This is a genomic window from Sediminitomix flava (assembly GCF_003149185.1).
Lineage (GTDB): Bacteria > Bacteroidota > Bacteroidia > Cytophagales > Flammeovirgaceae > Sediminitomix > Sediminitomix flava.
On record NZ_QGDO01000001.1, the window covers coordinates 638,966 to 654,790 of the forward strand.

At 36.7% G+C, this 15,825-nt stretch carries 6 protein-coding genes; 3 read left to right on the forward strand and 3 right to left on the reverse strand.

Annotated features, from left to right (window positions below; genetic code table 11):
* The first annotated feature begins 173 nt into the window (after window positions 1-173).
* Window positions 174-2,024, forward strand: a complete 1,851-nt coding sequence (locus BC781_RS02490) for a M1 family metallopeptidase (protein ID WP_109615667.1) — start codon at window positions 174-176, stop codon at window positions 2,022-2,024.
* Between the two features lie 172 nt (window positions 2,025-2,196).
* On the forward strand, window positions 2,197-3,093 hold the full coding sequence (locus BC781_RS02495; RefSeq protein WP_211323661.1) for a mechanosensitive ion channel family protein: 897 nt from the start codon (window positions 2,197-2,199) through the stop codon (window positions 3,091-3,093).
* An 82-nt stretch (window positions 3,094-3,175) separates the two neighbouring features.
* Here BC781_RS02495 and BC781_RS02500 read toward each other — a convergent pair whose 3' ends face one another.
* The 3 genes from BC781_RS02500 to BC781_RS02510 are packed head-to-tail and all read right to left on the reverse strand — an operon-like array spanning window position 3,176 to window position 6,384.
* Complete coding sequence (locus BC781_RS02500) at window positions 3,176-4,108, reverse strand: isoaspartyl peptidase/L-asparaginase family protein (protein ID WP_109615669.1); 933 nt, start codon at window positions 4,106-4,108, stop codon at window positions 3,176-3,178.
* Window positions 4,109-4,128: 20 nt separating this feature from the next.
* Window positions 4,129-5,502: a YfcC family protein gene (locus BC781_RS02505; protein WP_245935565.1), complete on the reverse strand. Its 1,374-nt coding sequence runs from the start codon at window positions 5,500-5,502 to the stop codon at window positions 4,129-4,131.
* Between the two features lie 3 nt (window positions 5,503-5,505).
* Complete coding sequence (locus BC781_RS02510; protein ID WP_109615670.1) at window positions 5,506-6,384, reverse strand: cyanophycinase; 879 nt, start codon at window positions 6,382-6,384, stop codon at window positions 5,506-5,508.
* Between the two features lie 1,229 nt (window positions 6,385-7,613).
* Here BC781_RS02510 and BC781_RS02515 point away from each other — a divergent pair.
* A complete protein-coding gene (locus tag BC781_RS02515; protein ID WP_109615671.1) occupies window positions 7,614-15,560 on the forward strand; it encodes a PKD domain-containing protein in 7,947 nt (2,648 codons plus the stop codon).
* Window positions 15,561-15,825 lie beyond the last annotated feature (265 nt).

The following is a 15,825-nucleotide window of genomic DNA, read 5'->3' on the forward strand; positions in this document are numbered from 1 at the left end:
AAAATTCAGTCTAAATAGAGACTAGACTTTCAAAAATTTTAGAAAATTGTGTAATTTTCTAGCTTTAGTTGAAATAAACTTCAACAATAAAGGATAATAGTCCTTTACAATAAACTATGTCTCAAATTGATCTATTTGACGATTCGATCATCTCACTTTAGAAATTTAATTTTATGAAGAAGAATCTTCTACTTTTTGCTTCTTGGGCATTGACTTTCGGGTTTGGATATGCTCAGAGCACAACTTGGCAACAAGCTATCGATTACAAAATGGACATCGACTTCGATGTGAACACACATCGTTATGATGGTGAACAAGAAGCTACACTAACAAATAATTCTCCAGATACGCTTACAAGAGTTTTTTATCACTTATACTTCAATGCCTTCCAACCAGGAAGCATGATGGATGTAAGATCGCGTAGTATCAAAGATCCTGATCACCGTGTGAAAGATCGTATTTCTCACCTTTCTGAAGACGAGATTGGTTATCAAAGAATCAATAGTCTTAAGCAAAATGGTAAAGTACTAGAATATAAGGTTGAAGGGACTATTCTTGAAGTAGAATTGGCTAAACCAATTGCTCCAGGTGAAAAAGCTACTTTTAAGATGGACTTTGAAGCACAAGTTCCAGTTCAAATCCGTCGTTCGGGACGTTACAACAAAGAAGGCGTAGCCTACTCAATGGCTCAGTGGTACCCTAAAATGTGTAACTATGATGCACAAGGGTGGCATGCAAACCCTTACGTAGGGCGTGAATTCTACGGTATTTGGGGAGATTTCGATGTAAAAATCTCGATAGATGAGAAATTTGTAGTTGCATCTACAGGTTACATCCAAAATCCAAAAGAAGTTGGATATGGCTATGAAGGTGTTGAAAAAGGTAAAGCTAAAAATGGCAAGATCAAATGGCATTTTGTAGCTCCTAATGTACATGACTTCACTTGGGCTGCTGATCCTGACTTCACTCATGATGTAGTACAAATGAAAGACGGACCTGCTCTACACCTATTCTACAAAAAGAATATGGATCAAAAGTACATTGATGCGTGGAAAAAACTACCTGAAGACATTGACAAAGTATTTACTTTCTTAAATGAAAATTACGGTAAATACCCTTATGATGTATACAATGTTGTTCAAGGTGGTGATGGCGGAATGGAATACGCTATGCTTACTCTTGTAACAGGACAGAGAAACTACAATAGCTTATTAGGGGTAACAATTCATGAATTACTACATAGTTGGTATCAATTTGTATTGGCAAGTAACGAAAGCCTTTACTCATGGATGGATGAAGGATTTAACACTTATGTAGGTAATGAAGTAGACAAGCACGTATTTAATAAATCTAATGTTCATTTAGGCATTTATAAAGGCTATCAAGCTTTGGTTGAATCAGGGCAAGAAGAACCTCTTTCAACTCACGCTGACCACTTCAACACAAACAGAGCTTACTCTATTGCTTCTTACGTAAAAGGAGCTGTATTCTTGGAGCAAATGGGCTATGTGATTGGTAAAGAAAACTTGAACCAAGGTATGTTGAATTACTATAACACATGGAAATTCAAACACCCAGACGTAAACTCTATTATTCGTGTAATGGAGAAACAATCAGGAATCGAATTGGACTGGTACAAAGAGTATTTTGTTTTTACAACGAAAACAATTGACTACGCTATCCGTCAAACATTCTCTGATGAAACAAGTACTACTGTTACTTTAGAGCGAATTGGTAAAATGCCAATGCCTATTGACCTTGAAGTAGAATACACGGATGGAAGCAAAGAAATTTTCTATATTCCATTGCGAGTGATGAGAGGTGAAAAACCAGTTGAAAACGATACAAAACGTACTCAGTTAAACGATTGGCCTTGGACACACCCATCATACACTTTAACAATTCCTACTTCTGCCAAAAACATTAAGAAGATTGAAATTGATCCTTCTTTAAGAATGGCTGACATAGATAGAAGCAACAATAGCGTTGAATTCCAACAAGCAACAACAGGAGCGGGTATTTAATCTATTCCTACTGATATAATAAAAGCCTCTTTTACTTAATGTGAAAGAGGCTTTTTTCATACCCACTATACTCTCACATTCTCTTATTCAAATTAAAACTTCAGTCTTTATAGGTTCTTTTATTGCTATTCAGTTTGTAATTTGAGGTAGTACCTAAACTATTACAATCGCTATGAGTAGTACATTTTCTGATGTAAAGACAATGGAGGAACACTTCATTAATACTTGGGATAAGCTCGTTGATAAGCTCATGGGATGGATTGAAGCCTCTATTCTGATTTTACCGAATATCTTAATCGGTCTGGTCACCATCCTTCTTTTTTATTGGCTATCGAAATACCTACAAATTCTACTAAACCGAATTCTAAAAAACATCATACACCATTCCTCAATTCGGAATTTATTCACAAATATATTGTCAATTGGTGTTTTTGTGATAGGCTGCCTACTTACGCTTTCCATACTCAACTTAGATGGTACTATAAAGTCTTTGCTTGCTGGAGCAGGAGTCGCAGGTTTGGCCATAAGTTTAGCGTTGCAAGGCACACTTTCAAATACCTTTTCAGGTATCTTTATTTCTATAAAAAATGAAATACAAGAAGGCGATTGGATAGAAAGTAATGGCTATTTGGGACGAGTTGTAGAAATAAACCTCAGAAATACCAAACTTAAAGAGGCTGATAACAATATTGTGATTTTGCCCAACACCATGATTCTTAATAACCCACTTAAGAATTACGGCCTTACACATCGATATCGAGCCACTATTAGTTGTGGTGTAGGCTATGAATCAGACCTTGAGCGCGTAAGAGAGTTAACAATTCTAGCCATTGAAAGTATTTTCCCTTCTCAAGGAATAGATGAGGAAATTGAATTTTATTATAAAGAATTTGGAGACAGTTCCATCAATTTCATTGTGAGGTTTTGGGTAGATGCGAAAGAAAGTAAACAAGCAATGCAAGTTGAAAGTGATGCAATTATGAAGATAAAGTCCATTTTTGACGAAAATAGTATAAATATACCTTTTCCAATCCGCACACTTATCTATCAACAAGACCGTCCTATTTGAAAGTGAGTAACAGCATTATTTGGACAAATGAAAAAGGCGAGGTAAAAACCTCGCCTTTCATATTTAGAATAATATCAATTAATTACTTCTTATCATAAATTGCTGTAAAAGCTTCCAAATTTGAAGAAACAGCTCCACGATACATTCCTGCAGAGTTAAAACACAAATCGATATTTCCTTTAGCATCTACGGCAATAACTCCTCCTTCACCTTGCATTTTCACTAGCTTATCTTTAACTACTTTATCACAAGCTTCAGTTAGAGACAAACCTCCATACTCCATCATTGCAGAAATATCGTATGCCACTACAGCTCTAAGGAAGTACTCACCGTAACCTGTACATGAAATAGCACAAGTATCATTATTCGCATAAGTACCCGAACCTACAACAGAACTATCTCCTAACCTACCGAATCTTTTATTCGTCAGACCTCCAGTTGAAGTTGCTGCGGCTAAGTTTCCATTAAGATCAAGAGCTACAGCTCCTACAGTACCAAACTTACGTTCTCCATCATGATCTAAAACTACTTTGTCAGACCCCATAGCAGCTTGCCACTGAAGGTATCTTTCTTCTGTATGAAAATATTCTTGATCTACGAACTCCATACCCTCTTGCTTTGCAAAAGTTTCAGCACCTTCGCCAATCAAATAAACAAAGTCTTCTGCCAAGAGAACTTTCTTTGCTAAAGAAATTGGATTTTTAATATGTTGTAAACCTGCAGCTGCTCCAGCTTGCAATCCTTTTCCATACATAATTGAAGCTTCAGTTTCATGGATTCCATTATTTCCATACACAGAACCTTTCCCGGCATTGAACAAAGGACAATCTTCTAAAACCTGTACAGCTCTCTCTACAGCATCTAAACTGCTTCCTTCTCCTTTCAATATTTTCTCTCCTTCAAAAAGCGCTTCTGCAAGTGCCTCATGATAAGATTTTTCTTTTTCAGGAGTTAAATGTTCAGGTAATATAGTTCCAGCCCCGCCGTGAATAGCCAATGAATAATTATTGTTCATTATTTAGTTTTTTGAGATAATTAGAATTGTAAAAAGATGCTAGGCGGTATTAAAAGAGCCATAGCTGTGAGTGTAAGAATGATAAATAGTGGGTAAAACCATTTTAACCATTCTCCATAAGATATTTTAGAGATTCCTAAAACTCCCATTGTTACTCCACTTGTAGGAATAATCATATTTGAAAGTCCATCTCCAAATTGGAAAGCGAGTACCGCAGTTTGTCTACTTACTCCCAACAAGTCTGAAAGCGGAGCCATAATTGGCATCGTCAATGCTGCTTGTCCTGATCCTGAAGGAAGGAAGAAGTTTAAAAATGATTGAGATAAGAACATCAACTCTATAGATGCTATTTTACCTATGCCATCTAAACCAGTTGACATACTATATAGAATTGTATCTATAATTTTACCATCTGTAGCTAAAATCAAGATACCTTTTGATAATCCAATAATTAATGCAGCAGGCAGCATTTCTTGTGCTCCTTTTTTAAAGGCTTCCGCTGCGGTATTCATTTCAGTTCTTGAAACAATAGCACAAACAACTCCAAATGCTAAAAACAATGCGGCAATTTCCTCTATGTACCAACCGTATTCTTTCACCCCATAAACGAGCAGTACTAAAAGCACAAGGAAGCTAAACAGAATGAAGATTTGCGATAATGATAAAGCAGAGCTTTTTACTTCTAAGGAAGTCGCATTCCCTTCTAAGGTCTCTGTTTTTTGTTTATCCAGTTTTCGGATGTAAAGAAGAATATAAATTGTAGTGATTGTAGTCAAAACAGCCCATACCAACAAACGATATTCCATACCACTAAAAGGAGTTAACCCTGCAATACTTTGTGCAATTCCAATGGTAAAAGGGTTACTAAAAGCTCCAGCAAAACCTACTCCTGCTCCAACAAAAGGAATGGCTAAACCTACAATTTTGTTGTACCCTAGGCTATCCGCAAGCGGCAAAGTGATCAATACAAATACAAGAACTTCTTCACTCATACCAAAAGATGCCCCTGCCAACGAAAAGAGTACGATCAACAAAGCTATAGTTCCATACTTTAATTGAGGATACTTATGGCAAACAACAACCATTCGCTCCAAAGCTGTTTGTAATGCTCCCGATAGGGTAAATAACTGAAAAGCGCCACCTACCAAAAGTACAAAAGCAATAATTTGAGCAACAGAAGACATTCCTTTCACTGGTGCTAAAAGCAAGTCCGTAATTCCTTGAGGATTTGCATCAGTATACTTAAAAGAGCCAGGTACAATCTGTTCTTTATTGTTTACTACTTCTTTCGCAAACTCTCCCGCAGGAACAATCCAAGTCAAGATCCCAACTAAGATTAGAACCCCCGATACAATGATCAAAGTATCGGGAAGACGAAACTTCATTTTCTCCATATCTTAAATTTCAAACACATCACCAGGTACAAACACATCTAGCTGAATAGAAGTAGCACCAATTTTATCTTCATAAACTTTTGGACTCTTCTGCTTATTCATCATTCTGATTACCTGAGATTCTCCAACTACTTCAATTTTCGTCCCTTCAGTCACTAGAATTGCTGTAGATTCGTCAATTCCGAGACCTACTTTAGAAGGGTTTTCTATCACGGCACTAATCAGTCTGTTATAACGACTTCTTTTCACAAAGTGCTGATCAATAATTGCTTCAGGAAACAAACCTAGTCCTTCCGCTAACTCAATATTTTCTGATTCAATATTTCTGAATGTCGAATTGTATTCGGGATGCTTTTTCTCATTCCCAGTGATCATTGCTTGACTCATCAAAGCAGCACCTGCACTTGTTCCAGCTATAGTACCTCCATTTTTATAACAGTCATGAATTGCTTGGATAAGTTGTGTGCCAGCTACTCTTTCCATAAATCGATTTTGATCACCTCCTGTGATATAAACCAACTTGGCTCCTCGAATAGAATCCAACAAAGATGTATGAGGAGCTACACTATTTGCAATATCTTTTGGGAAAATAGCTGTATATCCCAAATCTGTAAATTGCTTACAACCATAATAAGCTGAAGTGTCAGGTTCTGAGCTAGACATAGGCAACACTACTGCGTAGTTATTATCTTTCCCAAGGTTAGCTTCCTCCCCTAAACGTTTAACCAAAGATGGTGGCCTTTTCCCTCCACCTATTATAAAAAGTTTGCCTTTGTTAGTATTTACTTGCTCAACTAATGATGCTTCTGAAGTTTCTGTAACTTTTGAAGTACATGCGCTAAAAATCAGCCCTAAGAATAAGGCGATATACAATGGTTTCATAGAAAGAATTGATTTGAATATTTCAACAAAAATATTCAGGAGGAGATAAGAGACTTGACAATAAAATGGTGTTATTTGATGAGCAAGTTATAAATATTTAGGCTTTATTCATAATAGAATTCAATGAACTGAACTTATTTTGATAAAAAATTGACTTTTTTTCATGCAATTAATTGCCTTGAATATTTACATTTATTAATATTGTTCCATTATCAGGAGACTTTTTAGATAAAGACAACAGACAAAAATGGCTATCTTTCAATCATTTAAACATATCGCATACTGCAAAACTGCTTCCCAAAGAGGATTGCAGCCGATATTTGATTGTTGATATCTCCCTCCTACTCTTCTTAACAACTTCCTATTTATTTCTTGGGTTTATACTGTTTCATTGTATATATGAAAATACAGGTCTATTTCTTATTCTCTTCATAGGATAAGCTGTATTCATTTTCAAAAATACACAATGTTACATGCATGTTTCGATTCTTGATTTTTCTTAATTCAAGGCTGGGCTACTATTTCCCAAAATCTAAATATTCAATCTTCTAACATTGAAATTTTGAGTTAGCTATCATATTCAAATTTGATAAAAGGAAGTTTCATTTCATTTTGACAGATAACGCTTACCTACTCAAAAATGAGTTAGGATGGGCTTCTATATATCAAAAATTAACTAAGGCAGCGATCATACGCTTTCGTGGTTTTTGCTGTAAATCTTCTTTCTTATTTGTATGTAGCTGCCTTTAGTTTTTAAAAATAATATTGCTATGGTTATTCAAACGAAATCTAGAGCAATTATCTATAGTGTGATAAATTAGTTTAGTGTGTTTCGAAAACAGTGACCTCTCATTTTACAAAGTAATAAGCTGTTTTCTCATCATGTGTATGTATCAATTAGATAGAATGTATAAACGAACTGACAAGCAGTAATCATTTGGTTTTCTTGGAAAGGACTTTTCTATTTGAAGAGTCCTTTTTTTATTTCATTTTCTCAGATGTACCATTTTCAGTTAGAATGAAAAATAATTGAAGAATAGAAACAGGGTTTTGCACTCATTTACTTCAAAAACTTACATGCTCAACCTTTTTTTGTGCATTGTAGGAAAAAGTGCAAAATTCTTGAACTGAATTAGAACTATATATCAATCTACTTATACGCTTTATAAGTTTCATGGTCTCTTCTTAACCGATAACAATTTAATTCTAAGCTACTAACCCAATTATACATGCAGACCAAGCTGAAAATATTAATATATCTCTGCCTTTTTTGCATATCATTAACTAGCTATGCGCAAGAAGCTAACTTTACAACTTCCACCTCAGGGAGTGGATGTGGAGTCTTACAAGTATCATTTCAGAACACCTCCGTTGGTGCTGACGCTGTTTCGTGGGATTTTGGAAATGGAAATTCTGCAACCATTGATAATCCAATTGCAGTATATACAACTCCAGGAACCTATACGGTAACACTGACTGTCACAGCAGGAGCTGCTACTGGATTGACAAAATCAGAAGAAATCACTCTAAACCCATTACCAACTATCCAAAATATGACAGCCACACCTAACAGTGGTTGTTTTGGAGAGACTTTTGAATTTCAAGCTGATGTAAATTCAGAAGCTGTTGGAGGCATTAGTAGTTATTTCTGGAATTTTGGAGATGGTACTTTTTCTAGAGATGAAAATCCTAGCCACATCTATGAAAGTGCAGGAGTCTATGACGTAACCCTCGTTGTAGAAGATGCCAATGGTTGTGTAATATCTCAAACATTCCCTGCCATGGTAACAGTCGGAAATGGATTCTTAGTTGATATTGCAAGTTCAGCCCCACTTCAGTATTGCTCAGCACCACAAACAATTGAATTTTCAGCTGACGTTCCTACTGGAAACTATACTTTTGAATGGTTACTAGACGGTGTGGTTATTTCAACAGACTCTATAATAACACAAACCTTCAATACGATGCAAGATGATCCATACTTATTGGTATTGAATGTAACCGATGATGAATTGGGTTGTACCGTATCTGACCAAGTCAATATTAGACTTAGTGCTGCCATAGCCGCATTTACAACTGAAGAAACGGAAGGTTGTGAGCCTTTTACAGTCAATTTTGAAGAGCAAATAGAAAATATAGTTGACAGAAACACCACAGAAGTGACTTGGGACTTTGGAGATGGAAATAGCATAAATGGTTTTCTTTCTGATGAAAATATAGCTACACCAAGCCATACTTATGACACTCCTGGTACATACACCGTATCAATGCAAGTCTTAGACAACACTAACAGTTGTACTGATTTTGTATCAGTTACAGATTACATTACAGTCTTTGAAAATGTGAGTATAGATTTCACGGCTGATGAAACCAACTTCTGTCAGAATAATCAAACAGTACAGTTTACCTCTTTAGTCACTGATGCCGATTCTATTATTTGGAATTTCGGAGATGGAAACTTCCTGAGAGGTTCCGCATCAGACCCTGCAGTTTTAAATCCCTCTCACACATATTCCATCTTAGGAAGTTATGATGTAGAGTTAACAGTATTCACTACAACTGGATGTGAAACAATTGAATTGAAAGAAGCATATGTCAATTTAGCCGAATTGGATGCACAAATAAACGTTGCTCCAAATACAGCCTGTATTCCTTCTGATTTTCAAAGTGACACCCAATTAATCATAGGTGGATGTGCTCCGTATCAAGTTCAATTATTCGATGGAAGTGGAGCTGTTGTTCCTCTCACATATAATTGGCAAATCACAGGAGTAGATTTAAATGGGAATCCTTTTACCTCAAGTTCAACAGAACAAAACCCTCAGATAGTTTTCCCTGAAGCAGGTAATTATTTTGTACAGCTGAGTATCTCTGCAGATGGTGGTTGTACAAGTTCTACTACTCTTTCTGACACCATAAAGGTCGGAATCTCACCAAGCTCATTAGATTTTAGCTCAGATGCCGCTTCTGAAATATGTAATGGAGATACAGTCCGATTTACCAACGAATCAGTTTTAAACACAGCAAATCCATTTCCTATCTCTACTTATTGGGATTTCACTCAATCAAATACAGTAATGGATGGTGGTAGTGGATTAACCAACGGGTTCTATGTTTATGATGATCAAAACCCTGGAATGAAAAGTGCTAAATTATGGTACTTCTCAAATGGCTGTTGGGAGTGTATCGAAAAGGAAGTTACTGAGGTTAAGATGCCCAAAGCTGCAGCTGAACTTTATACCCCATTATGTGCGAGTGGAGATTCAGTCTATTTTATAAATAGATCAGTAATGACCTCAAATGCCACTCTAGATTGGACATTCACTGTTCAAGAAACAGGAGATGTCTTTACATCATCAGATGAATACGTCGGAATACCGCTAGCTACGGGACAAACTGTAACTTGGGAACTCATCGTATCAGACCCTTTCGATCCATCAAATGACTTAACCAAAAACCCTGATGGCTGTATTGACTTCACCACTGGAACTTATACCAAACCTAACTCTAGTTCTCCAAATTTTGAAAATGCCGTAATTTTCTCACAAACAGACACCGATGCTTGTGCTCCAAATACGTATTCTATAGTATCAAACATTGCTATCTCAGGTACTCAAATCACAGAATATGCATGGGATTTTGGTAATGGAGAAAGCCAGATATCCAGTTCTAATACTGCCAATATCACTTACGACATACCAGGAAACTATAGTGTCCGTCTTAAAATTACCACTGATAATGGTTGTGAATTTGAACATGTATATAATGATGAAATAATTGTTGGTGGTGTAACTGCCAATTTTGATTACTGTCCTGCAGGTACATGTCTTGACTCTGCTGTCACATTTTATGACAACTCTGTTTCTGTATCTGAAATTCAACAATGGGAGTTTGATTTCGGTGATGGAAATACATCTATCATAACTAGTACTGATGACTTCCCATTCGAATACAGTTATACCGATTCCGTAGATTATATTTCACCTCTAGGAAATCCTTATCCACAACAAGATTTTTACACAGTGACTATGAGAGTTACAGCTGCAAACGGATGTACAGATTCTACTTCTATGATCATCAGACCTACACGTCCTGTTCCTGAGGCGAAACAACCTTTCGACTTAGAATATGTCTGTGAAAATGATGTAAAAGGTGCTATGGTCAACTTTGAAGTTGAGCAAGACTCAACCCATGGTTTATTACCTCTGTTTGGTTTATTTTATGTAGATGGCGATCCTGATATGGATTTCTTCAATATTGGTACTTGGGCTACAGGTCCTAAATTTTATGAAGGAAGTGACCCTGCCAGACAATATACAGGAACCGTAATGGTATTCGACCAAAACAACTGTCCTAACACATCTACATTTACATTTGAAGTTGCAAAAGATACAATCATAGCTGACTTTACTGTAGATAATGGTAGTTCCAACTGTATTCCGCTTGAAGCAACTTTTACTGCCGATGCTTTTCTAGATTCAGATGTTTTAGAAAGCCAAGGTTTAAATGGAATTGCATCCTATACTTGGAGCTTTGGAGATGGTATAGTTATGACAGACTCAGTTCCGACTATCACCTATAATTACACCATTCCAAACACTGAAGGGTACGATGTTTCTTTAACTGTAACAGACTCTTTAGGTTGTTCTGTAACTATAGATAAGCCAAGATTCATCAAAGTTGGAGGCCCTGACGGAGACTACAGGATAGATAAAGAAATTGGTTATGCTCCTCTTACTGTAAACTTTGAAGGCTTCCCAATACCTACTAATGAAGACTTTAGTTTCCTTTGGGATTTTGGCGATGGTACCACAGGTCTTGGCGAAAGAGATTTAAGTATAACGGATAGTTTGTTATACACCACTCAACATACTTATACGCAACCTGGAATTTATAACCCTACTCTTGTATTATCAGATAGTGTAGGATGTACCTTATCCCCTCAAGTAACTAGACAAATTGAAGTTTTGGCCTGTCCAGAATTAGCGATTATTGACACTGTTTTATGTGAGGGAGAAGGAGACTACGCTCTTAATCTACTATTGGATAGTATTCAACTAGGTACAGCTAATGTCAGCTGGTTTATAGATGGAACAGAACAAACAGGACTAGCAAATCAGACAGACGTAAGTTTTACAGAGCAACTAGGTGAAAGATCAATAAGGGTTTTATTCGATATCGAATTTGACGGAGAAACTTACTGTACAACCGATTCTACTTTTACATTGACTTATCAAGAAAGTCCAAATACGGCTTTCACAGTTTCAGACACCGCTGTCTGCCTTCTTGAAGATGGAACCTCAGAAGCAATTACACTGACAGATATTTCGACTCACCCAAGTGGTATTCCTCTATCAAACTTAACCTACTTTATTTTCAGACAATTTGATGGTGCATCTATCGCTTCTTTTGTAGGAAACATTGGTGGTGATAATACTTTTGATGGATTTACAGAACCAGGAGTATATGAGATTGTAGCAACCATTGAATCTGAATTGGGGTGTGAAGCTTTTTCTCCTTTACAAGAAATTACGGTTACTCCACAACCAAATGTTAGTATTCAAAATCAGAACCTCTGTGAAGGACTTACCTCTAGCTTTATTGCTTCAGCAAGTTTCCCTGCAGGAACTACAGGTATTACGATAACCTCCTATGAATGGGATTTTGAAAATGATGGAAATATAGAATCTACCGGAGACAGTGTTTCATTTACTTATCCAACTCAAGGGGAATATGTCAATAGACTTATCGTTACAACATCTGAAGGCTGTGATGTGGAAGTTTTAGACACCATACAAATCTTCCCTGTTGCAACCCCTACCGTAGCCACTACCTTTACTGCTTGTGAGGGTGACCCTTTAGAAATACCAATTTCTGCTATCATTGACAATTCTGTATTCAACACCGCTGCTGTGTCAAGTTTTGAGTGGGATATGGGAGACGGTACAGCCCCTATTAGTTTAGCAGCAGATGCAAATGGCGAAGCGACACTCACTTACACCTATTCAAATATTGGAAACTATCAGGCTAGTGTTCAAGTGCTTTCTGCTAGTGGTTGTTTATCAGACCCTGTGGTTATAGACATCACAGTTGAGCCAACACCAATTCCAAGCTTTGAGATAAGTGAAGTCTGTTTTATCAGTGAAGGAAATGTGAGAGTAATTTTTGATGCTTCAAATACAACAGGTCCTGTTACCGCTTATCATTGGGATTTTGAGAGTAATGGCACAGACAATCGTAGTGTAACAGAAGATACCGTACACCATACATTTACGCCAGGCACTCATATTGTACAACTTGTTTCAGAAAATAACGGATGTACAGATACGATCTCTCAAATCATAGATGTACCAAGTATTGATTTTGGCTTTGAATTCGGTTCTTGTAATCCACTTACTGTAAACTTCACTGCGGTAGATGATGACTTAATTGGAAAATCTGGATTTACCTACAATTGGGTAATTGATGGGCAGAACCTCACAGGAGAAGAAGTTTCTGTGACCTTCGATGCCTCAAAAAATAACACAACGATTTCAGCTAGTCTTACCATCGGTTTTACTACTGCTACAAATCCTGCGGATTGTGGAAATGATTATGTAATCACAAAAAATATCACCCTAGACGCCGATTTATCAAATTTAAGACAAGAGATATTACCCGCTTCTCCAGATCCACTTATTGCATGCCTAGGCGATCCATTATCTTTATCAGGAGTTGGTGTTGATATTAATGGCAATGAAGTCTTATCCTATACTTGGGATTATTACCTCACAAGTGACAATTCAGGTCAAGGTATCATTGATGGCAACACTCAAGATGTAGAACTCATATTCACTGCTGCGGGTAATTACACACTCGAATTGGTTATGGAAACCATTGATCCAAGTTGTAATTTAACTGTTACTAGAAATATTGAGGTATTTGAAAAACCAATTGCTACCATAACTGCTGATGAAGTGATATGTGAAGGTGAAACACTCGAGCTGTTCTCTTCTGGCTCAAGTTGGAATACAACAAATAACCCTGTCACTTTTAGATGGTACAAAACAGATGGAAGTTTACTGCTTATGGATACTGTGATTACATCTTCAACAGAATCATATGTAGTAAGTAATACCCTCTTGCCAATAGGTTTCCATAATTTCTACCTTGAAATTGACGATGGCAATTGTGCCACACAAAGCGACACTTTAGAAATTGAGATAAAAGCAAATCCAATTGCTGAATTTGAAGTAATTCAAAAATGTGAAGGAGATACCATTGTCATTGAAGATCGTTCTACTTTGACTCCCGATATTCCTCACACCTATCTGTGGACGGTAAATGATGCCACAAATACATCCGTATTTACCTCTACTGAACAGAACTTGAGTATCCCTACTAGCTTGACAACTGGAAGTTATGAAGTTTTCTTAACGGTAACTTCAGCGGAAACCTGCTCAAATACGATTAGTGAAACCATTCAAGTAACTCCAGTTCCATTTGCTGAATTTTCTACAACTGATGCTTTATGTGTAGAAAGTCCGATCACCTTTACAAATGAAACTGCATATGCAGGAAGTGCAGACTTGACTTACCTTTGGACATTTGGAGATGGAAGTAGTTCTACTCGACAAAATCCATTACCTAAGACTTACACAAGTGCTGGTGCATATACCGTGACTTTAAGTGTTAGCTCTGCTGATGGTTGCTTAGGACGAACAGAGCAAACGATAGAAATACAAGACCGTCCGATAGTTACTTTAGAACCTAATTTTGGACCAATCTGTGGAGATGCATCTATCACACTGACACCACGAGAAGATAGAAATGATGCCGAGCTTAGCTATTTCTGGGAAATAGGTACGACCACAGGAGGTATAGTTTCTGCAAATTCGTTGACTAACTATGAAATCATTTTAAGTGCATCTGATATAACGGAAGAGGAAGTTACAGCGAATGTATCATTGTATGTCATGTCTGATATCACGGGTTGTTTTTCCGACACCGTAGAAACAACTGTAATATTTAGAGGGCTTCCAGTAGCTGAAGCAGATCTGGGTGATGATATTCAAGTGTGTGAAAGTGATAACCCTCTCATTGGTAAAGAAGCTAATCCATCTGGAAATTACAGTTATTCATGGCGAGTGATCACTCAAACTGGTGAAGGGCCTTCTACCGTTCAAATTGATTTTGAAAATTTAAATGCAGCCCAATTACAAATTCGAGAAGCAATATACAACCCGAATAATCTGACTAGCGGTAGTGCTATTTTTGAATTAGAAAGAGTAGTCACAGATGAAAGTTTTTCTGGAGATCCTCAGTTCTCTCAGTGTCAAGCTTCCGATACAATTATTGTAGAAATCGTTCTAAACCCAGAGCTTCAATATGTAGATTCATTTGAAGCCTGTGCTGGGGAAGATATTCTCATTGTTCCAGATGCTAATGCTAGATATAATTTCTATGACTATACTTGGAATGTGATCGGAAGTAATGCCTCAAGTATAACTATTCAAGATGCTGATAATCCTTATGAAGCACGAGTTATTCTTAATGCAGACTCTGCCTTGCTACAGCAAGCGAATATTTCTTCAACAATTGAAGTAGTAGCTACACTCGACAATTGCGAGGTCAGAGATACCATTTCGGTCAACTTCCTTGGAAATCCATTATTTGCATTCCCAAGCGAATATGAATTCTGTGAGCTCGAACAGCAAAATTTCACTGTAAACTTTAATCTACCAACTTCTGAATATTTACTTACTTGGGAGCAGCTTGATACAGATGGTAATGTCATATCAAGCACTACTGGTACTACTATGAACCCAGAACAGGGAGGTGGAATTTATCGAATAGTTGCGACTACGGTGTCAACAGGTTGTACTTTTGAATACATTGTCACCATAACAGATCGATGTGCTCCTCAAATTGCTTACCCTAATGCATTTACACCTAATGGTGATGGTAGAAACGATGGTTTTAGATTAAAAGAGCAGTATGCTAGTAACTTCCTTCTTAAAATATATGACAGATGGGGAGTTGTTGTTTTCGAAACCAATGATAGTTCTATCCCCTGGGATGGCACTTATAATGGTAAAGAGATGCCTCAAGGAGTTTATACTTACAAGGTGGAATATGATGATGAAATCAACAATGAACAAGTTGTCAACTTTGGAAGTATCACACTACTGAGATAAATAATACATCAATCAAAAATTAAAATCCTGATATCAGATTCATTTGCGATATCAGGATTTTTTCGTTTTAAAAAATAGAACTAAAACATAGTAAAAAGGCTCCTCTGAAGAGCTTAAATCTTATTAGCTAAAAAATAATCCCAAATACAGAAAATTTAGCCTTAAAAAGTGTTTAGGCATTAATTAGATACAATTAATGTTCTAGTGTAAGACAGATGTATTTGACATAAATACATTGTCCATAAACTCTATATTAACAAACTTA

Bases quoted from the DNA above. Each gene is read 5' to 3' on its own strand.
- BC781_RS02490 (WP_109615667.1), top strand. From the start codon at position 174: ATGAAGAAGAATCTTCTACTTTTTGCTTCTTGGGCATTGACTTTCGGG.
- BC781_RS02510 (WP_109615670.1), bottom strand. From the start codon at position 6,384: ATGAAACCATTGTATATCGCCTTATTCTTAGGGCTGATTTTTAGCGCA.
- BC781_RS02515 (WP_109615671.1), top strand. From the start codon at position 7,614: ATGCAGACCAAGCTGAAAATATTAATATATCTCTGCCTTTTTTGCATA.
- BC781_RS02505 (WP_245935565.1), bottom strand. From the start codon at position 5,502: ATGGAGAAAATGAAGTTTCGTCTTCCCGATACTTTGATCATTGTATCG.
- BC781_RS02500 (WP_109615669.1), bottom strand. From the start codon at position 4,108: ATGAACAATAATTATTCATTGGCTATTCACGGCGGGGCTGGAACTATA.
- BC781_RS02495 (WP_211323661.1), top strand. From the start codon at position 2,197: ATGAGTAGTACATTTTCTGATGTAAAGACAATGGAGGAACACTTCATT.